This is a genomic window from Arcobacter caeni (genome assembly GCF_003063245.1).
Classification (GTDB): Bacteria; Campylobacterota; Campylobacteria; order Campylobacterales; family Arcobacteraceae; genus Aliarcobacter; species Aliarcobacter caeni.
In genome coordinates this window covers 1-19,514 of sequence record NZ_MUXE01000020.1, presented here as the reverse complement: position 1 = coordinate 19,514, position 19,514 = coordinate 1, and the positions used below count along the sequence as shown (strand labels likewise).

At 28.7% G+C, this 19,514-nt stretch carries 21 protein-coding genes and 5 tRNA genes; 7 read left to right on the top strand and 19 right to left on the bottom strand.

Annotated elements, in window-relative coordinates:
• Positions 1 to 34: 34 nt before the first annotated feature.
• The 12 genes from rplK to mraY form a co-directional block, all read right to left on the bottom strand.
• A complete protein-coding gene (rplK, locus tag B0174_RS10895; protein WP_108560782.1) occupies positions 35 to 460 on the bottom strand; it encodes a 50S ribosomal protein L11 in 426 nt (141 codons plus the stop codon).
• Positions 461 to 555: 95 nt separating this feature from the next.
• Entirely contained in the window at positions 556 to 1,083 is a 528-nt protein-coding gene (gene nusG, locus B0174_RS10890; protein WP_108560779.1) for a transcription termination/antitermination protein NusG, read from the bottom strand.
• Between the two features lie 9 nt (positions 1,084 to 1,092).
• The gene (gene secE, locus B0174_RS10885) at positions 1,093 to 1,275 is read right to left on the bottom strand and encodes a preprotein translocase subunit SecE (protein WP_108560776.1); all 183 of its coding nucleotides are present in this window, start codon (positions 1,273 to 1,275) and stop codon (positions 1,093 to 1,095) included.
• A gap of 81 nt (positions 1,276 to 1,356) precedes the next feature.
• Positions 1,357 to 1,432 (bottom strand) — tRNA-Trp (locus B0174_RS10880).
• Positions 1,433 to 1,473: 41 nt separating this feature from the next.
• A complete protein-coding gene (rpmG, locus tag B0174_RS10875; protein WP_165790421.1) occupies positions 1,474 to 1,632 on the bottom strand; it encodes a 50S ribosomal protein L33 in 159 nt (52 codons plus the stop codon).
• An 18-nt stretch (positions 1,633 to 1,650) separates the two neighbouring features.
• Positions 1,651 to 2,859, bottom strand: a complete 1,209-nt coding sequence (gene tuf, locus B0174_RS10870) for an elongation factor Tu (RefSeq protein ID WP_108560770.1) — start codon at positions 2,857 to 2,859, stop codon at positions 1,651 to 1,653.
• Between the two features lie 225 nt (positions 2,860 to 3,084).
• Positions 3,085 to 3,161, bottom strand: a tRNA-Gly gene (locus B0174_RS10865).
• Positions 3,162 to 3,171: 10 nt separating this feature from the next.
• A tRNA-Tyr gene (locus tag B0174_RS10860) sits at positions 3,172 to 3,256 on the bottom strand.
• A gap of 62 nt (positions 3,257 to 3,318) precedes the next feature.
• Positions 3,319 to 3,395 (bottom strand) — tRNA-Thr (locus B0174_RS10855).
• A gap of 12 nt (positions 3,396 to 3,407) precedes the next feature.
• Positions 3,408 to 3,483 (bottom strand) — tRNA-Phe (locus B0174_RS10850).
• Between the two features lie 42 nt (positions 3,484 to 3,525).
• On the bottom strand, positions 3,526 to 4,698 hold the full coding sequence (gene murD / locus B0174_RS10845) for a UDP-N-acetylmuramoyl-L-alanine--D-glutamate ligase (RefSeq protein WP_108560767.1): 1,173 nt from the start codon (positions 4,696 to 4,698) through the stop codon (positions 3,526 to 3,528).
• A 10-nt stretch (positions 4,699 to 4,708) separates the two neighbouring features.
• Positions 4,709 to 5,770 carry a phospho-N-acetylmuramoyl-pentapeptide-transferase gene (mraY, locus tag B0174_RS10840; RefSeq protein WP_108560765.1) on the bottom strand — a complete coding sequence of 354 codons (1,062 nt, stop codon included), beginning with the start codon at positions 5,768 to 5,770 and terminating at the stop codon, positions 4,709 to 4,711.
• Between the two features lie 67 nt (positions 5,771 to 5,837).
• Between mraY and gpmI the strand changes: the two genes are divergently transcribed.
• From gpmI to B0174_RS10825, 3 genes are read left to right on the top strand one after another with little or no spacing between them, the layout of a single operon-like run.
• A complete protein-coding gene (gene gpmI, locus B0174_RS10835) occupies positions 5,838 to 7,313 on the top strand; it encodes a 2,3-bisphosphoglycerate-independent phosphoglycerate mutase (protein WP_108560762.1) in 1,476 nt (491 codons plus the stop codon).
• 9 nt (positions 7,314 to 7,322) lie between these two features.
• Positions 7,323 to 8,018 (top strand): ATP-binding cassette domain-containing protein, encoded by a 696-nt coding sequence (locus B0174_RS10830; protein WP_205663525.1) that lies wholly within the window; start codon positions 7,323 to 7,325, stop codon positions 8,016 to 8,018.
• A gap of 1 nt (position 8,019) precedes the next feature.
• Positions 8,020 to 9,990 carry a transglycosylase domain-containing protein gene (locus B0174_RS10825; RefSeq protein ID WP_108560757.1) on the top strand — a complete coding sequence of 657 codons (1,971 nt, stop codon included), beginning with the start codon at positions 8,020 to 8,022 and terminating at the stop codon, positions 9,988 to 9,990.
• Between the two features lie 58 nt (positions 9,991 to 10,048).
• Here B0174_RS10825 and glnA read toward each other — a convergent pair whose 3' ends face one another.
• The 4 genes from glnA to B0174_RS10805 all read right to left on the bottom strand — a co-directional run bounded on the left by glnA (position 10,049) and on the right by B0174_RS10805 (position 13,078).
• The gene (gene glnA / locus B0174_RS10820; RefSeq protein WP_108560754.1) at positions 10,049 to 11,476 is read right to left on the bottom strand and encodes a type I glutamate--ammonia ligase; all 1,428 of its coding nucleotides are present in this window, start codon (positions 11,474 to 11,476) and stop codon (positions 10,049 to 10,051) included.
• Between the two features lie 111 nt (positions 11,477 to 11,587).
• Complete coding sequence (gene hisJ / locus B0174_RS10815) at positions 11,588 to 12,379, bottom strand: histidinol-phosphatase HisJ (RefSeq protein ID WP_108560751.1); 792 nt, start codon at positions 12,377 to 12,379, stop codon at positions 11,588 to 11,590.
• Positions 12,380 to 12,398: 19 nt separating this feature from the next.
• Complete coding sequence (locus B0174_RS10810; protein ID WP_108560748.1) at positions 12,399 to 12,854, bottom strand: molybdopterin synthase catalytic subunit; 456 nt, start codon at positions 12,852 to 12,854, stop codon at positions 12,399 to 12,401.
• Positions 12,855 to 12,856: 2 nt separating this feature from the next.
• The gene (locus B0174_RS10805; protein ID WP_108560745.1) at positions 12,857 to 13,078 is read right to left on the bottom strand and encodes a MoaD/ThiS family protein; all 222 of its coding nucleotides are present in this window, start codon (positions 13,076 to 13,078) and stop codon (positions 12,857 to 12,859) included.
• A 69-nt stretch (positions 13,079 to 13,147) separates the two neighbouring features.
• On the opposite strand from B0174_RS10805, the gene B0174_RS10800 reads away from it, so the two are divergent.
• Positions 13,148 to 13,810 carry an MqnA/MqnD/SBP family protein gene (locus B0174_RS10800; RefSeq protein WP_108560742.1) on the top strand — a complete coding sequence of 221 codons (663 nt, stop codon included), beginning with the start codon at positions 13,148 to 13,150 and terminating at the stop codon, positions 13,808 to 13,810.
• On the top strand, positions 13,807 to 14,574 hold the full coding sequence (locus B0174_RS10795) for an undecaprenyl-diphosphate phosphatase (RefSeq protein ID WP_108560739.1): 768 nt from the start codon (positions 13,807 to 13,809) through the stop codon (positions 14,572 to 14,574). Before B0174_RS10800 ends, B0174_RS10795 begins: the two co-directional genes overlap by 4 nt.
• Here B0174_RS10795 and B0174_RS10790 read toward each other — a convergent pair.
• The gene (locus tag B0174_RS10790; protein WP_108560736.1) at positions 14,554 to 15,585 is read right to left on the bottom strand and encodes a UDP-N-acetylglucosamine--N-acetylmuramyl-(pentapeptide) pyrophosphoryl-undecaprenol N-acetylglucosamine transferase; all 1,032 of its coding nucleotides are present in this window, start codon (positions 15,583 to 15,585) and stop codon (positions 14,554 to 14,556) included. The two genes, B0174_RS10795 and B0174_RS10790, sit on opposite strands and share 21 nt — an antisense overlap.
• Positions 15,586 to 16,830, bottom strand: a complete 1,245-nt coding sequence (locus B0174_RS10785; protein ID WP_108560733.1) for an FtsW/RodA/SpoVE family cell cycle protein — start codon at positions 16,828 to 16,830, stop codon at positions 15,586 to 15,588. It lies immediately after the preceding gene.
• A 28-nt stretch (positions 16,831 to 16,858) separates the two neighbouring features.
• Here B0174_RS10785 and B0174_RS10780 point away from each other — a divergent pair, with 28 nt between their 5' ends.
• Both B0174_RS10780 and B0174_RS10775 read left to right on the top strand, forming a co-directional pair.
• The gene (locus B0174_RS10780; protein ID WP_108560730.1) at positions 16,859 to 18,763 is read left to right on the top strand and encodes a peptidoglycan D,D-transpeptidase FtsI family protein; all 1,905 of its coding nucleotides are present in this window, start codon (positions 16,859 to 16,861) and stop codon (positions 18,761 to 18,763) included.
• Between the two features lies 1 nt (position 18,764).
• A complete protein-coding gene (locus B0174_RS10775) occupies positions 18,765 to 19,274 on the top strand; it encodes a peptidylprolyl isomerase (RefSeq protein ID WP_108560727.1) in 510 nt (169 codons plus the stop codon).
• 18 nt (positions 19,275 to 19,292) lie between these two features.
• Here the strand turns inward: B0174_RS10775 and B0174_RS10770 are convergent.
• The coding region (locus B0174_RS10770; RefSeq protein ID WP_322873857.1) for a VF530 family protein at positions 19,293 to 19,514 on the bottom strand (222 nt) is incomplete at its 5' end.

Genomic DNA, 19,514 nt, shown 5'->3' with positions numbered 1-19,514 from the left:
AGTCTGGTGGTAAGACTTTAATCAAAACAGAATATTATAATTCTATTTCAATACCTATTGATCTAGCTGAACCTGCAACAATTCTTGCAGCTGCTTCTTTATCATCTGTATTTAAATCTTTGATTTTCATATCAACAATTTCCATAACTTGTTCTTTTGAAAGTTTTCCAATTTTTTGTTTAAGTGGATTACTTGAACCTGATTTAATTCCAGCAACTTTTTTAATTAAATCTGTCATTGGTGGTTGTTTTACTTCAAATGTAAAACTTTTGTCAGTATAAACTGTAATAACAACTGGTAATCTAAAACCAGCTTTATCTTTAGTTTTTTCATTGAAAGCTTTACAAAATTCCATTATGTTAACACCTCTTTGACCCAATGCTGGACCAACTGGTGGTGATGGATTTGCAGCACCCGCAGGTATCTGTAATTTAATTAGACCTTGAATTTTCTTAGCCATGTTATTCCTTTATCAATTTTTTAATGATTAGACATTAGGCAAAAAAACTATTTGAGAGACTAGTTTTATTGCCTAATGTCTATAAATTTATTAAATCAAACTACTCTTTCAACTTGAGTGTATGAAATTTCCACAGGTGTATTTCTTCCAAATATAGAAACATTTAATTTTAATAATCCAGAAACCATATCAAAATCTTCTACTAAACCATTAAAATTAGAAAATGGTCCTTCATTAATTCTTACCATTTCACCCTCATCAAATGAAACTTTCGGTTTTGCTGCTGCTCTATTTTTTACTTTTTCTAAAATTAAGTTAATATCTTTATCAGATAATGCAGTTGGTTTTTTAGATTCACCAATGAATCTCCCAACTTTTGGCATTGATTGAATTCTGTGCCATAATCCAGTATCTAAATCTATTCTTGCAAATGCATATGCAGGATATAGTGGTCTTTCAACTATAGATTTCTTACCTTTTTTTATTTCAATTAAATCTTCTGTAGGTACTAATACATCTGATATTCTACCATCTGTCATTTCTTCAGATAATTGTAATAAAGCTTTTTTTACAGATAATTCACTACCTGAATAAGTTTGAATTGCGTACCATTTGTGTGCCATAATTACTTCCTATTTAATAATTGAAGATAAGCTTAATGACATAATTCCATCAATTAAAGCTAAAAATAAAGTTATAACCGTAACAACAATAAAAACAGATAAATATGCAGATCTAATTTGCTCTTTTATAGGGAAAATAACTTTTAATAATTCTGATTTTGCATTTTGATAGTAGTTTTTAACTTTATTCACTATTTACTCCATTTTGATTGCTATTATTTGTCAATAAATTCTTTCAAAAAAAGAGTTTTACTTCTTTTAAAAAAATTTAAGTGGCAGGCCAGGAGGGATTCGAACCCACAACCATCGGATTTGGAATCCGGCGCTCTACCATTGGAGCTACTGACCTATTTCAAAATAAGCTTACAGTTTAACCTGTAAGCTTAAAAATTAAGATTTTAGTTTCACTTCTTTGTGTAAAGTGTGTTTTTTCAATCTTGGACTATATTTTTTAACTTCAAACTTTTCAGTATGAGTTTTTGGATTTTTCCAAGTAGTATAGTTAATATCACCATTCTCTTGACATTTTAATCCAATTTTAATTCTTATATTTGCCATTGCAAATCCTTATTCTATGATTTCAGCAACAACTCCAGCACCTACAGTTCTACCACCTTCTCTAATAGCAAACTTTGTACCTTTGTCTAGAGCAATTGGAGCAACTAATTCAACTGTCATTTCTACATTATCACCTGGCATAACCATTTCAGTACCTTCTGGTAAAGTACAAGAACCAGTAACATCTGTAGTTCTTACATAAAATTGTGGTCTATATCCTGAGAAGAATGGAGTATGTCTACCACCTTCATCTTTAGAAAGGATATACACTTCACATCTGAATTTAGTATGTGGAGTAATTGTTTTAGGTTTACATAAAACTTGTCCTCTTTCTACATCTTCTTTTTTAATACCTCTTAAAAGAACACCGCAGTTATCACCAGCTTGACCTTGATCCATTTCTTTTCTGAACATTTCAACACCAGTTACAGTAGTTGTTTTAGTATCAGAGAATCCAACGATTTCAATAGTTTCACCAATTTTAATTGTACCTTTTTCAATTCTTCCAGTAACAACAGTACCTCTTCCTGAGATAGAGAATACATCTTCAACTGGCATTAAGAAATCTTGATCAACATCTCTTTGTGGAGTTGGGATATAAGCATCAACTGCATCCATTAATGCAATAATTTTTTCTCCCCAAACACCAATAGAACCAGCTTTAGCTTCTTCTAATGCTTTAAATGCAGAACCTGCAACGATAGGAGTATCATCACCTGGGAAATCGTAAGTTGATAATAATTCTCTAACTTCCATTTCAACAAGTTCTAACATTTCTTCTCTATCTTCATCATCTAATTGATCTTCTTTATTTAAGAAAACAACGATGTATGGAACACCAACTTGTTTTGATAATAAGATATGTTCTCTTGTTTGAGCCATAGGACCATCAGTTGCAGCGATAACAATAATAGCACCATCCATTTGAGCAGCACCTGTAATCATGTTTTTAACATAATCGGCGTGTCCTGGACAATCTACGTGAGCATAATGTCTAGCTTTAGTTTCATATTCAATATGAGAAGTAGCAATAGTAATTCCTCTTTCTCTTTCTTCTGGTGCATTATCGATTTGATCGTAATCCATCATAGTTCCACCATCTCTTACAGATAGTACTGCAGAAATTGCAGCTGTTAATGTAGTTTTACCGTGGTCAACATGTCCAATAGTACCGATGTTAACGTGCGGTTTGTTTCTTGAAAATTTTTCTTTTGCCATAGAATTCCCCTTCTAAATTTTGGTTATTGCCCTCTGAGTAGATAAGCCCATTTGGCTTCTCTATTCAGAGGGGATTTGTTTATTTTTAAATTACACAATAAAATTGTGTGCGTATTATATTGAAAAAATACTGAAAAAAACTTTAATGGAAGTTATATTATATATAAAAGAGTTATAAAAAAATATTGTGCTTATAACTCAGCTCCCAGTAATCAATAAAATAAATGGAGCGGGAGACGAGACTCGAACTCGCGACAGTCTGCTTGGAAGGCAGAAGCTCTAGCCAACTGAGCTACTCCCGCAACATTTGCGTGGTGGTGAGAGAAGGATTTGAACCTTCGAAGCCGTAGGCGGCGGATTTACAGTCCGCAGGATTTGACCACTCTCCAACCTCACCGTTGAAAAATATTATTGTTCTGGTCTAGCGCTGTTCTTTAAAAGAAGACGCACGACGAAAAATGGAGCTGGTGAAGGGAGTCGAACCCCCGACCTGCTGATTACAAATCAGCTGCTCTAGCCAACTGAGCTACACCAGCATCCAAACAAAATGGTGGCTCGAGACAGAATCGAACTGTCGACACAAGGATTTTCAATCCTTTGCTCTACCGACTGAGCTATCGAGCCCACGCAAATTGGATTGAGATTATACAAGTTAAAATATTAATATCAACTTAAAGAGTGTACCAAATTTTTAAATTCATTCCCTCTATGCGCGTATGATTTGAATTGGTCCAATGATGCTGCAGCTGGCGATAACATAGCAACAGAATTTTCATTTAAAACCAAATCTATTTTTTCTACTGCAATATTTAGATAAGTACAACTTTCAATATTTATTTTATATTCATTACAAAATTTCACAATTTTTTCTGTGTTACTACCTATTGCATAAACATTTATATCTAAATTTTTAATACTTTCAAAAAGTGGAAGTAAATTTGCACCTTTATCATCTCCACCTAATATTATATGTATATTTTTATTTTTATATGGAACAATTGCATTTATAGTTGCATCAACATTTGTAGCTTTACTATCATCAATCCATAATCTATTTTTTATATCTTTGAACTCTTCAACTTTATGCTTATCAATTACAAATTCATTTATTAATTCATAATTTACCTCATCAAACATAATTTTTCTTGTTGCCATTGCTAAAATTGCATCTAATAGAAATGGTTCTTTGAATTTGATTTTTGATTTATCAATTTTAAAGTGACTACATAATTCATCACTATTTTTATATGTAATCAAAAAAGCATTTGTTTTAATATTTTTAAATTCATTTGGAATTATTGCTATATCATTTTCATTCATTAAAGATAATGGTTTTAATTTTGCATTTTTATACTCTTCAAAAGAGCCATGCCAAGTTATATGGTCTTCTGAAATTGGAAGTAAAATATAAATATTTGGTTTTGAATTATTTGTATAATGTAAAGTAAAAGAAGAAGTTTCTAAAATCCAAATAGAAGCTTTTTCATCTAAATGACTAAGGGGAACACCAATATTTCCACCATATAGGGAACCATACTCTTTTAGTAAATGTTGGCACATTTGTGTTGTTGTAGTTTTTCCATTTGTTCCAGAAATCCAAATAGAAAATGGCATAATCGAAGAGAATAAATCATAATCACTAATTAAATTTTTAGAATTTATAACCATTTCATTATAAGGTGGGATTCCAGGACTTACAACTGTTAGCTCATTTGAATTTAAATCATATGTATTAAAATCGTTATCATCATATAGTGTTGCATTTTGAAATTTATCTTTTAATGCAAGAGCAGTTATACCTTTTCCTAAAATTCTTATTTTTTCATTATTTGTAATCATTATTTATTCTTTATCTGATTTTTAAACTAAGCAATGCAATTAAATTTGTCATAAATGAAATTATCCAGAATCTAACAATTATCTTATTTTCTTTCCAGCCTTTTTGTTCAAAATGGTGGTGAATTGGTGCCATTAAAAAAACTCTTTTTTGTCTTAGTTTGTAAGATCCAACTTGAAGTATTACTGATACAGTTTCTAAAACAAAAATAAATCCAATTGCTATTAAAAGTAATTCTGATTTTGCCACAATTGCCATATATCCCATAAATGCACCCAAAGGAAGTGAACCTGAATCTCCCATAAAAACTTCCGCAGGATGTGAATTAAACCATAAAAATGCGATTAATGCCCCACAAATTGCACTTCCCATTACCGCTAATTCACCTGCAATTTGAATACTTGGCAGTAATAAATATGATGAAAAAATAGCATGACCTGTTACATAAACCAAAATTGAAAGTGAGAAAAATGCCATAATTGAGGGAACTGTTGCTAAACCATCTAATCCATCAGTCAAATTTACCGCATTTGAAGAAGCCACAATAACCATCATCCATAATATAATTGCAAATGCTCCCATATCAAATAAAGGAAGTTTATAAAAAGGAGTATATAATTCCGTTGTATGAGAAAAATAATAAAGAGTAAAACCTATTATAAATGCACAGATAAATTGAAAAATTAATTTAGCTCTTGCACTCAAACCTGCTGAATTTTTTTCTTTTGAAATTTTTGAATAATCATCTTGCATTCCAATAAAAGAAAAAAGTGACAAGGTTAATAAACCTCCAACCACATAAATATTGCTTAATTTCGCAGTTAAAAGTGTTGCAATAATAGTAGCAAAAATAAAAACAATTCCACCCATAGTTGGTGTCCCTGCTTTTGCTTGATGAGCTTGAGGTGCATGTTCATAAATTGGCTGTGAAGCTTTTTTTATTTTTGCCCAAACAATAAATTTTGGCATTAAATACATTGTTAAAACAAAAGCAATAAAAAAACTAATTCCTGCACGAACAGAAATATATTGAAAGATATTAATCTCTAGATGTCTATATAACCAATAAAACAAACTTAAACCTTGATTTTGATATAATTCCGCGATTATATTATATTATACTTTTTAAAAGGTTTAAATCGTGACAAATAAAACATTACTTATAATAACTGATGGTATTGGGCATAACTCTTCTGATAAATTTAATGCTTTTGCTAGTGCTAAAACTCCAACATATGATTATTTATTCAAAAATGCTCCTTATTCATTAATTCATACTTATGGAAAATTTGTTGGACTTCCTGATGGACAAATGGGAAATAGTGAAGTGGGACATATGACTATTGGAAGTGGAAGAATTTTATATCAAGATTTGGTGAAAATTAATATTGCTATTGAAAATGATACTTTAAAAGATAATACAATTTTTAAAAGTATTTTAAATACTTCTAATAATATTCATTTAATAGGGCTTTTAAGTGATGGTGGAGTTCATTCTCATATAAATCATATAATTGCTATGGCAATAATTGCAAAAGCACATAATAAAAAAGTCTTCATTCATGTAATCACAGATGGGAGAGATGTTGCACCAAATTGTGCAAAAACTTATATAAAACAACTTCTTGAGATTTGTGATAAAGATATTAAAATTGCAACTGTTGCTGGAAGATATTATGCAATGGATAGAGATAATAGATGGGATAGAGTAAAAAAAGCTTATGACTCAATTTCTTTTGCACAAGCATCAACATCATCTGATATTTTAACTTATATTGATAATTCATATAAAAATGAAATTTTTGATGAATTTATTCTTCCAACTGCTTTTAATGATTACAAAGGATTAGAAAAAAATGATGGAGTGATCTTTTGTAATTTTAGAAGTGATAGAATGAGAGAACTTTCTTCTGTATTCGCAAATGAAAATTTTAGTGAATTTCCTACTTTTAAAGATTCTTTAAATCTGGCAACTATGACTCAATATGATAAAAACACTCCTATTCCTGTTTTATTTCCAAAAGATTCTCCAGAAAATACTTTGGCAGAAGTTATTTCAAATGCAAACTTATCACAACTTCATACAGCTGAAACAGAAAAATATGCCCATGTTACATTTTTCTTTAATGGTGGGATTGAAGAACCAATGTTAAATGAAACAAGAGTTTTGATTCCATCACCAGCAGTTGCTACTTATGATTTACAACCTGAAATGTCAGCACCAGAAGTTGGAAATGCTGTAAGAACTGCTATGAATGAACAAATAGATTTTATAGTTGTAAACTTTGCAAATGGTGATATGGTTGGGCATACAGGTATTTTTGATGCCGCGGTAAGTGCTGTTGAAGCTGTTGATTATGAACTTGGATTAATTCTTGAAATTGCAAAAAAAGAGAATTACAACATTATTTTAACCTCTGATCATGGAAATTGTGAGAAAATGAGAGATGAAGATGGAAATACTTTAACAAACCACACAGTTGGTGATGTTTATTGTTTTGTAATTGCAAAAAATGTTAAAGAAGTTAAAACAGGAAGTTTAAATAATATTGCACCAACTGTTTTAAAACTTATGAACTTAGAAATTCCAAAAGAGATGGATGAACCATTAATATAAAGAAGAATTGTGTTAAATATTAATATAAACAAATTAGAAATTAAAACCAAAGAAAAAAAATTAGTAGCTATATCTTTTGATATTACAGATTCTACTGCTTTAATTGGTGAAAGTGGAAGTGGAAAATCATTAACTTTAAAAGCATTATTAAATTTACTTCCATCTTCTTTGGAAGTAAAAAAAGATATTAATTCTAATTTTGAATTAAATTATAATTCAATTGGTTTTATTCCTCAAAATCCATTTACTTCTTTATCAATGATGACAAAAATTACAAATCAGTTTTTTTGTGACGAAAGAAGAAAAGAAGAAGTGTTAAATTTAGTAGATCTTGATAAAAATGTATTAAAAAAATTTCCCTCACAATTAAGTGGAGGTCAAATTCAAAGAGTTGTGATTGCAATTGCATTAAGTCGTGATATAAAACTACTATTACTTGATGAACCAACAACAGCTTTAGACGAAGAGAATAAAAAAAATATTATTGATTTAATAAATGAAATAAAAAATCGTTTAAATATCTTGATTCTTTTTGTAACTCATGACATAAATTCAATTAAAACTATTTGTAAAGATATAATTATCTTAAAAGATGGAGAAATAATTGAAAAAGGATTAACAAATGATATTTTATCAACACCAAAAGAAGATTACACAAAAAGATTAATTAACTCAACATTTAAAAATAAAATTTTTAGGACATAATATGATGAAATATATTTTTGGTTTATTTATTATCTTAGGATTAATGGTAGCTGGTTGGCTATATAATCTATATGATGAAATTAAACATGACATTGATGTAGTTGTAAACTACACACCTAAACAAAGTACTCAATTTTTTGATAAAGATGGAAAATTAATTGCAAATACTTTTAAAGAAGAAAATAGAGAATATGTAAAATATGATGATATTCCAGCAAGAATTATTGAAGGATTAGTTGCAATTGAAGATACTCAATTTTTTGAGCATCATGGAATTAACCCTGATGCAATAAGTAGAGCAATAATAAAAGATATTCAAGCTGGTGGATTTGTTGAGGGAGCTAGTACATTAACTCAACAATTAATTAAAATGCTAATTTTAACACGAGAAAAAAAATTACTTAGAAAAGTAAAAGAAGCCCTACTTGCAATTAGACTTGAAAATGTCTTGACTAAAGAAGAAATATTAGAAAGATATTTGAATCATGTTTATTTTGGACATGGGTATTATGGAATAAAAACAGCTGCAAAAGGATATTTCAATAAAGATTTATATGAATTATCATTAAAAGAAATGGCAATTTTAGTTGGACTTCCAAGAGCTCCTAGTTTTTATGACCCTACAAAAAATCTTAAAATTTCACTTGCACGAGCGAATCAAGTTATTGCCAGACTTAATACTTTAGGGTGGATTAACAAAGAACAATTTGAAACTTCAATGAAAGAAAGCCCTGAAATATTTAATCAAACACTAACTAAAAATAAAGCTCCATTTGCTGTTGATTATGCGATAAGTTTATTAGTAAATGATATTCCTGATATTTTATATGGTGGATATAAAATATATTTAACAATAGATTTAGATGCTCAAGAAATTGCACAAGACGCACTTAAAGCTTCTTATGATGAAGCTTTAAAAAGAGATTTAGATATAAGAAAAGGTGAAAAAAAACCTGATGATTCTTATGTTAAAGAGTTAAATGGTGCAATAATATCAATGGAAAGTAGTACAGGGAAGATTTTGGCGCTTTCAGGAGGAATAGACTATAACCAATCTATGTTTAATAGAGCTTTCCAATCTAAAAGACAAGCAGGAAGTGCTATCAAACCATTTTTATATTTATCTGCTTTAAATAATGGTTATAATCCTGCTTCTCAATTAATTGATATTTCAAGAACATATAGTTATACAGTTGGCGGCGAACAAAAAAAATGGCAACCAAAAAATTATGGTGGAAAAGTTGAGGGAATAGTAAGTCTTAGAGATTCATTAACACAATCAAGAAATTTATCTACGCTAAATTTAGTAACTGATGTTGGAATTAATACTATTACTAATGAATTAAAAACTTATGGATTTAAAGATATTTCAGACAATCTTTCTATAGCACTTGGATCAATGAGTGTTTCATTAGTTGAATTTAGTGAAGCATATAGTATATTTTCAAATAATGGGACTCAAGTTAAACCTTATATTGTTGAGCAAATAATAAATCAAAGTGGACAATCACTCACATTCGAACCACAAACAAAAAGTTTAATTAAACCTGAACAAACTTATTTAATGACTTCAATTTTAAATGATGTTGTAACAAAAGGAACAGGAAAAGCAGCACAAGTTCCAGGTATTGAGCTTGCTGGAAAAACTGGTACTACAAATGACAATGTTGATGCATGGTTTTGTGGATATTCGCCTTCAATACAAACAATTATTTGGTTTGGAAAAGATAACAATACTCCAATGAGAAAAAGTGAAACTGGTGGGAAAATTGCAGCACCAGTGTTTTCATATTTTTATAAAAAATATTTAGATATTCATCCTGAAATTACAAGAAATTTTACAATGCCAGAAAATGTTTACACTGCAAATATAAATGGAAGAAGTGAACTTTATACAGATACTTCTCCTTTGCCTGAAGTTGTATATCAAGCACAACCACAAAATCCAGGTGAAGAAGTTTTAGAATTCTAAAACATAAAAAAAGGGTAAGTTTAAAAACTTACCCTTTTTTATTTTAATGAAATAAATACTAGCAAGAATACATAGTTTTTAACTCAAATGGAGTTGGTCTAGCTTCGTTAGGCCATACTTGAGTTTCAAATTTATAGTGTTGGTAAGTATCAATCATATCTTTTGAAAATACTGGTTGTAAGAATTCGTTATCTCTAACTAACGCTTCTAACGCACCTCTTAAAGTATGAGGCATTTGAGGAATTCCTCTTTCTCTAATTTCATCTAATTCTAATTCATATAAATCATCATCCATTGGTCCAATTGGTTCGAATTTATTTTTGATACCATCTAACCCAGCTAATAACATAGCAGCAAATGCTAAGTATGGGCATGAAGTTGAATCAGGGAATCTCATTTCAATTCTAGTTGCTTTTTCACCAGCACCATAAGGAATTCTACAAGATGCAGATCTATTTTGAGATGAATAAGTTAAGATTGAAGGTGCTTCAAATCCTGGAATTAATCTTTTGTATGAGTTAGTTGATGGATTAGTAAATGCAGCAACTGCGCGTGCATGTTTAAATACACCACCTACATAATGTCTAGCCATTTCTGAAAGATTACCATATTCACCTTGTTTGTAGAATAAGTTTTTACCATCTCTCCAAATTGATTGGTGTACATGCATTCCACTTCCATTATCACCATAAATTGGTTTTGGCATAAATGTTGCAGATTTACCATTTAAATGTGCAACCATTTTAATTACATATTTTAATTTTTGTACATTATCAGCAGCTTCTAATAAGTCTCCAAAAACAATACCAAGTTCATGTTGACCTTGAGCAACTTCATGGTGTCCAAGGATAACTTCAAGACCAACTTGCTCTAATACTTGCATCATTTCAGCTCTTAAATCTACACCTGTATCAATAGGAGCTACGGGGAAGTATCCACCTTTAGTTCTAGCTCTATGCCCCATGTTTCCACCCTCAATAGTAGCGTCATCATTCCACTCACCATCTTCTGTATCAACTCTATAATATGACTCATTTCCTTTGTCAATGATTTTTACATCTTCAAATACAAAAAATTCATTTTCAGGACCAAAATATGCAACATCACCAACACCTGATTCAGTTAAGTGTGTTAATGCTTTTTTAGCAATAGATCTTGGACATTTTTCATACATTTCACCTTTATAGATGTCATAAACATCACAAAATACAATGATTGTAGAATCAGCTGTAAATGGGTCTAAAAATGCTGTACCAACATCTGGTTTTAATAACATGTCTGATTTATGAATTGGTTGCCAAGCATCAATAGATGAACCATCAAAAGGCATACCATTATCTAATTGAGAAGCACTAACTGCACTCATCATATAAGTTACATGGTGCCATGTACCTTTCATATCAGTAAATCTGAAATCTACAAATTTAACTTCATTTTCTTTACAATAAACAAAAAACTCTTCAGTATTATTAACAAACTTTCCCATAGGTTTAACTCCTTAAAATTATTAGAACATTCTATCAAAATTACTATAAAATAAAATAAAATACCTGTATATTTTTTATACAACTCAATTAAAAAGTATCTACTTTATTTTTTATATTGAAATTACTTTTTTACTTCTTGATTCAAAACTAATACATCTGTTATATCCAACTTCTTTAGCAAGTAATAAAGCTTTATCATACATAAACCCAACCTGCTCCATACTATGCGCATCTGAACCAAAAGTAATATCTATTTGCATTTCAAACGCTAATTCTAACAATTGTTTAGATGGATAAGTTTCATTAATAGGTTTTCGTAAACCAGCTGGATTAATTTCTAAAACCATATTTGATTTTTTGATTTCCAACAAAGCATCTCTTGCTATTAATCTAATATCTTTTTTTGGCAAAAATTTAAATACTTTTATTAAATCAAAATGTCCAACAATATCAAATAAATTTGTTTTTGCCATTGCTTTAATTGCATCAAAATATTCAACCCAAATCGAATCAATATCTTTTGATTTATATACACCTATAAATTCAGGATTATCAAAACCCCACATATCGCTTTTATTTCTTAAAAAATGTACAGAACCTATCAAATAATCAACTTTTGCATTTACAACTTCATCTAAAATAAATCCATCTAAATAATCAACTTCATAACCTAATAGAACTTTTATTTTATCTTTGTATTTCTCTTTTGCATCTATTATCCATTTTTCATATTGTTGTTTTTGAGAAATATCCATACGATATTTTGGATCATAGTTCATAGGAGCATGATCAGCAAAACCATATTCATCAATTCCTAATTCAATTGCTCTTTGAACATATTCATCAACACTATTTGTTGCATGATTACATAATATAGTGTGATTATGTAAATCTATTCTCATTTATTTTCCTATTTAAAAATTAAGATAAAATTCCAGCACCATTTATTGCTGTACTTCTATCTTTTGCATAAACTCTTTGATTATCAATAATATCATATTTCCAAATTGGAGCTTGAGCTTTAAAATCTTCAACAAATTCATCCATTAATTCTAATGCAACTCTTCTTTTTGGGCTACAAACACCTGCAATATATGAGCTTTCATGATTAAAAACATCACCTCGACTATGAGCCATTAAAACTATTGCATTCTTTTCATTTGCTTTTTTTTGCCATAAATCAAACCATGAATCTAAAATAGGTTCATAAATATCAAAAGATAATCCATCGATTTTATTTTCATCTCTTACAACACCTACAAAAGTTATAATTGCTCCAAAATTTGAGTTTTTATATTTATGATACCAAGAATTTGTAATTTGTTCTACTGGCAAACTTCCATCAAATAGTTGTAAAAAATCTTTTCTATTATCCATTTTCATCCACCACAAACAGGAGGAAGAAGAGAGATTTTATCACCATCAGTTAAATCAAAATCTTTTGAACAAATTAATGTATCATTAATTGCAACCGCACATGTTTCCAACCAAGATGAAATCTCTTTATCATTTTTTAGTATTTCACTTAATTCAGCTAAATTTTTTATATCTAATTTCATATCATCTTTATTTATTGGTCCTAAGAACTCAACTATTACCATTTTAACCACCTCTTATAATATTTGTATTATTATGTCAAAAAATTTTACCATAATAAGGACAAATGTTTTATGATATTTGCAAAAATTGATTTTATAAATTTATTACCTTTTCATATATTTATCAAAAAAAACATACAATCATCTCAATTAAAAGCAAGTATTGAATACAAAAAATCTTATCCATCTTCTATAACAGAAAAATTTAAAAAACGAAAAGTTGATAGTGCTTTTATATCTTCAATTGCTTCAAGAAATGAGAAATTCTTAGATTTTGGAATTGTGGCACAGGATGAAGTATTATCAGTATTATTGCTTCCAGGAAATGAACAAAACGATTATCAATCCAAAACATCAAATGCACTAGCAAAAGTTTTAGATTTAAAAGGTCAAGTAATAATTGGAGATAAAGCTCTTAATTTTTACCATCAAAATCCAAATTTACAGAAAATTGATTTAGCAAAACAGTGGAAAGATAAGTATAATCTACCCTTTGTTTTTGCAGTTTTATGTTTTAATTCAAATGAAAAACAACTAACAAAATTGACAAAAAAATTTAATAAAAAATATATAAAAATTCCTCAGTATATCCTAGAACAATATTCACAAAGAAGTGGTGTTTCTAAAAAACATATTTTAGAATATTTAAAAAAAATTGATTATAACTTAGGAATAAAAGAAAAAAGAGCATTAAAACTCTTTTTAAAATTAACAAAAGAAAAAGGATTAAAATGACAGTTTTGGATTCCATAATATTAGGAGTTGTTGAAGGTTTTACAGAATTTTTACCAATCTCTTCAACCGGACATATGATAGTTGTTAGTGAATTTCTAGGAATTGAACAAACAAATATAAATAAAGCATTTGAAGTAATAATTCAGTTTGCAGCAATTTTAGCTGTTGTTTTAACTTATCCTTCAAAGTTTACTTTTAAACATATAAATTTATGGACAAAAATAATAATAGCTTTTTTGCCAATTGCTGCTATTGGTTTTTTATTTTCGAAACAAGTCAAATCTATGTTTAGTATAGAAATTGTTGCTTGTATGTTTATTATTGGTGGTATTATTTTTTTAATTGTAGAAAAATTCTATAAAGAGAATGAAACACATACTTTAGATGTTGAAGATGTCACTTATAAACAAGCAATATGGATTGGATTTGCTCAAATTTTTGCATTGATTCCAGGAACATCAAGAGCTGGTGCTAGTGTTATTGGAGCAATGTTAGTTGGACTTAATAGAAAAACAAGTGCTGAATTTTCATTTTTATTAGCATTTCCTGTTATGTGTGCAACAACAGCTTATGATTTATTAAAATACCATAATGACCTTTTTGTAGGTGCAAATTTAATAAATCTAACTGTTGGATTTGTGGTTTCATTTATTGTTGGTTTTTTAACAATAAAGTTATTCTTAAAATTCCTAGAAAAATTTACTTTTGTAGCCTTTGGAATTTATAGAATAGTATTTGGAGTTTTACTTCTTATTATTTTCTAAAATAATATTTATTATTAAAGATATGGCATTTGAATTAATTGAACTTATTAATCCAATGCTAATCTTATGAATATCAGAGCCTATAATTTTGAAAAACTCATCTACATCTAACTCATCTTCTCTTTTTAAAAAGCATAATCCCTTATCATATAAAGCTTTTGCATTATAATACTGATGATCACCAGCTGCATGTTTATATGGAATAAAAAAAGTAGGTAATGAGTTTGCACATAATTCCCATAAAGTGGAAGCACCAGCACGACTCACAGCAAAATCTGCACTTGACATTTTAGAAGGAATATCTTTTGAAAAATCAAAAACATCTGCATTTATATTTAATTTCTTATACTCTTCAGCTACTCTATTGAAATCATTTTTCCCAGCTTGATGAATAATTTTTATACCCATTTCATTTAATCTAGGAGCTACTTTTAAAGCAAAATCATTTATACAAATTGCCCCTTGTGAACCACCAAAAAATGCAATAGTTTTTATTTTATCTCTTACTCTGGCTGTTTCAAAAAACTCTTTTGCAACAGGATAATCTTTAACTAAAGAGTTTTCATCAAATGATGAAAAAACTTCTGTTGCAAATTTTGATGTAATTTCATTTAATTTACCCATTTTTGAATTTTGTTCATGAATATATAATTTACATCCAAACTTTAAAATTGAAGCAAAAGTTGCAGCAGCTGCTGAAAATCCACCTACTGAGATAACTGTCTTAACATTGTATTTTGAATATACTGCTAAACATTGTATAGTTTTTGAAAATATATTTAATAAAGATGTAACTTTTCCAAGTGAATTTTTATTAACAACTCCTCTTGTATCTAAGAAAATTGTTTTTTTTAATCTTCTATCATTTTCAAACCAAGCTTTATCTTGACCATTTGAAGAACCTATAAAAATTACATCAATTCCACGATTATGAAACTCTTCTATAAAAGCATCTGCAACTTTTAAATGCCCACCTGTTCCACCACCTGTAACAACTACCGTTTCATTCATTTATTTTTTAACCTTTCTAATAACTTCCTCTTCTTTTGCAACTTTACTAATTGATAGAACTAATCCAATAGATATGGCCATAGATAGCATAGATGAACCTCCATAAGATAAAAGAGGAACCGCAATACCTTTGATAGGAATCATTCCTGATATTCCATAAGAATTAATTAAAAATGCAATTATTATCATTAATGCAATTCCAAGTGTAAATAAATGATAAATCGGATTTTCAACTCTTCTACTTATTTTAAAAATTCTCCAAATAATCAAAAACATAATTGCTGAAATTAACATTAATCCAACTAATCCTATTTCTTCAGTGATTCCAGCTAAAACGAAGTCCGTATGAACTTCAGATAAAAATCCAACTTTTAAATCACCTAATCCTACACCTTGCCCAAAAAAACCACCATTATGAATTGCATTTAAAGAGTGAGAAACTTGATAAGGTTCTGGTAATTCATCGATACGAAGATATTTCTCTGCCCATGAAGGTAATACTGATAATATTCCGTCTTGAACCATTGCCCACCATGAATGAATTCTTTTAATTCTATGCGGTGCTACAATAATTAATCCAATAACACCAACAATTGCAATAGTTCCTAAAGCTAGAAATATTTTAAATGATCTGTTTGCAAAAATTAATAAAACAACTAAAATAATGGCTAATAAAACAACTTGTCCTAAATCTTTTTGTAAAAATGCAATAACAAATACAACAATAAAAAAAGTAAAAAAGTAAGGAGACAAAAGCAAAACTTCTTCAATTAATCCAATTTTTTTTGGTTGATGAATTACTTTTCTATGAAATGACCAAGATAAAAAATATATAAATCCTATTTTAAAAAATTCAACTGGAGATAATGAAAATCCAGGAAGCCTAATCCATCGATTAGCTCCTCCTGATTCTGTTACCATAAAACTAGGTAAGAAAGGCATTAATATCATTATGACAAAAAAAATCACAAAGAGATTCATTCCAATTTTTTTAACTATTTTATCAGGGTCTAATAAGGAAAAATACCACATTATAAAAATAGCAAGAATTCCTACTAGTCCTTGTCTTATAAAAAAATGAAATTGATCATATCCAAAAAACTCCACAGTATAAATGGTTAATGAATATGAAAAAGTTATACTTATAATTATTAATAATGACACCAATATAAACAAAGGATAGTCGGCTTCATTATTATTTGATTTATTGTTATTTGATTTAATATTAGTTTTGTTAAAATACATTTCTCATTATATAATAATATGGATAAATATGCCTTCAAAAAAAATCGAAAAAGTTGATAAAACAAAAAAAATCGTGATTCTATTTTCATTTATTTTTTTCTGTTTAAGTATTTTATTTTTTTCAGTGTTTAGAACAATTACTGAAAAACGACACATGCCCTCATTAAAAGGTGAAAAAGCAGAATTATCAGTAAGAGGTAATATTATAAGTTCTGATAATTTTAAAATCGCATCTTCTAAAAAAGTTTATAAAGCAATGATTGATACAAGATATTTAGACCCCGATAAAGAAGAACTTTTTTTAAATTTATTTTCAATTTATAGTGGAATTGATTATAAAACACTAAAAGAAAGGCTAGTGGAAGGGAAAAAAGAACCAGGAAGTTTAGTACTATCATATAGCATAGATTCAAGATCTGCAAAAAATCTAAAAGAGTTAGCTTTTAAATTAATACAATTAGATGTATTTGAAAGTAAACTTATAAATGGTGCAAAAATATTAAGAGGTTTGACAATAAGTGAAAGTGGTGAAAAAAGAACATTTTCATATAATGATACATTAACTCCTGTTGTAGGATATATTTCAAAATTTGAATCAGAATCAGGAAAAACAAAAGTAAATGGAATAAAAGGTTTAGAAAAAAACTACAATAAAGTATTAAATCAATCAAAGGATGGAATTTTACAAGGTGATAGAGATGTATTATCTTATATATCTTTTGATAAGAATTCAATTATTAGAAAAAGAGTTGACGGTGCAACTTTAAATTTAAATATTCCTCTAAAACTTCAAAAAAATAATGAAATTACTTTGGATATGTATAAAAAGAAATTAAGTGCAGATGAAATTATTGTTTCAGTTATGGAGAATAAAACTGGAAAAATTATTACAATGGCATCTTCAAATAGATTTAATCCTGAAAAAATAGTAAAAGAGGATATTCCATCATTAAATGTTAATGCTATTGAATACCAATTTGAACCTGGTTCTATTATAAAACCGATTTCTATTTCATTAGCAATGGATAAAAATTTAGTAAAAAGAAATGAAAGTTTTTATGCATATAATGAGGGTGAAAAAGGTGTTAAAGGATTTCCCCGAGGTGGTTATAAAATAGGACGATTTACAATAAAAGATGACCACCAATTTGCTAAACATAATTTATCTTTAGATGATATTATTATGTTTTCATCAAATATTGGAACATTACAAATTGCTCAAAGATTAACTGGACCAGAATTTTATGAAGGAATGAAAAGATTTGGTTTTACAAGAAAAACAGGAATAGATTTACCCTATGAGAAAAAAGGCATAATGCCAAAAGTTTGGCAATTTTCTGTTGGAGATAAAGACAAAAGAGATAATGTTTTTAAAGCAACAGTATCTTTTGGACAAGGTATGACTTCTACTTTTATACAAATAATAAAAGCTTATTCTGCATTTAACAATGATGGATATATGATTACCCCAAGAATTGTATCTCACTTAACATATGACAACAACAAATACAAACCTTATGATGACAAACTTGAAAAAGTAATTTCAAAAGAAACAGCTAATGAAATGAAAAAGTTATTAATTAAAACAGTAAATGAGGGAACAGGTCGAGCTGCAAGAATTGAAGGTTTAGAAATTGGAGGAAAAACTGGAACAGCACAAATAGCACGAGGAGGAAAATATCTAAAAGAATATATTTCATCTTTCTTTGGCTTTGTAAATGACGAACATAATAACTCATATACAATTGGTGTAACTGTAATTAATCCAATATCAACTGGACCAAATTGGTATTATTATTACGCTTCAGCATCTGCAGTTCCAGTTTTTAAGGAAATTATTCAAAATTTAGTAAAATTAAATTATTTAGTGCCAAAAGATACTATAAATTTTGATAAAAAATCAAATGACGATATAATGCTAGAAAAGGATTAAAATGTTTGGATTTAAAAAAGAATTGAAAGAATATAATTATTCACAAGAAGAGCTATCAAAATTAAATTATGCAAAAATTACTACTGAGAAAGGAGTTATTTGGGTTAAACTTTTTAGTAAAGAAACACCCATAGCCGTATCAAATTTTTCAACATTAGCAAATGATGGTTTTTATAATGGATTAAATTTTCATAGAGTAATTGATGGTTTTATGGCACAAGGTGGTTGTCCAGAAGGTTCTGGAATTGGTGGACCTGGATGGACAATTGAATGTGAAACAAATGCAGAAAAACAAGTACACAATAAAGGAAGTTTATCAATGGCTCATGCTGGTAAAAATACAGGAGGAAGTCAATTCTTCTTATGTTTCGTACCTTGTCCTCATTTAAATGGAGGACATACAGTATTTGGTGGTATTGAAGAAAATGATAGTGATAGTTTTTCTGTTCTTGATTCAATCAAACAAAAAGACAAAATCGTATCTATAGAAATTTTAGAAAAAAGAGATTAATTCTCTTTTTCTATACAATCAAAAAGAGTTCAAGAATAGAGTTTCAATTTTTTTTCTGGCCCAAGGGGTTTTTCTAAGGAAAGTAAGACTAGATTTAATAGAGGGGTTGTTGCAAAAACATCTAATGTTAATTTTGTGAGATAATTCTTCCCATCCATATTTGTCTAAAAGAGAATTAAGGATCATTTCTAAAGTAATTCCGTGTAATGGATTGTTTGGTTGCTCGGTCAAATTAAAATC

Coding starts and splice junctions, on each gene's coding strand:
- rplK (WP_108560782.1), bottom strand. CDS start 460: ATGGCTAAGAAAATTCAAGGTCTAATTAAATTACAGATACCTGCGGGT.
- nusG (WP_108560779.1), bottom strand. CDS start 1,083: ATGGCACACAAATGGTACGCAATTCAAACTTATTCAGGTAGTGAATTA.
- tuf (WP_108560770.1), bottom strand. CDS start 2,859: ATGGCAAAAGAAAAATTTTCAAGAAACAAACCGCACGTTAACATCGGT.
- murD (WP_108560767.1), bottom strand. CDS start 4,698: ATGATTACAAATAATGAAAAAATAAGAATTTTAGGAAAAGGTATAACT.
- B0174_RS10825 (WP_108560757.1), top strand. CDS start 8,020: ATGATGAAATATATTTTTGGTTTATTTATTATCTTAGGATTAATGGTA.
- glnA (WP_108560754.1), bottom strand. CDS start 11,476: ATGGGAAAGTTTGTTAATAATACTGAAGAGTTTTTTGTTTATTGTAAA.
- hisJ (WP_108560751.1), bottom strand. CDS start 12,379: ATGAGAATAGATTTACATAATCACACTATATTATGTAATCATGCAACA.
- B0174_RS10810 (WP_108560748.1), bottom strand. CDS start 12,854: ATGGATAATAGAAAAGATTTTTTACAACTATTTGATGGAAGTTTGCCA.
- B0174_RS10805 (WP_108560745.1), bottom strand. CDS start 13,078: ATGGTAATAGTTGAGTTCTTAGGACCAATAAATAAAGATGATATGAAA.
- B0174_RS10800 (WP_108560742.1), top strand. CDS start 13,148: ATGATATTTGCAAAAATTGATTTTATAAATTTATTACCTTTTCATATA.
- B0174_RS10795 (WP_108560739.1), top strand. CDS start 13,807: ATGACAGTTTTGGATTCCATAATATTAGGAGTTGTTGAAGGTTTTACA.
- B0174_RS10790 (WP_108560736.1), bottom strand. CDS start 15,585: ATGAATGAAACGGTAGTTGTTACAGGTGGTGGAACAGGTGGGCATTTA.
- B0174_RS10785 (WP_108560733.1), bottom strand. CDS start 16,830: ATGTATTTTAACAAAACTAATATTAAATCAAATAACAATAAATCAAAT.
- B0174_RS10780 (WP_108560730.1), top strand. CDS start 16,859: ATGCCTTCAAAAAAAATCGAAAAAGTTGATAAAACAAAAAAAATCGTG.
- B0174_RS10775 (WP_108560727.1), top strand. CDS start 18,765: ATGTTTGGATTTAAAAAAGAATTGAAAGAATATAATTATTCACAAGAA.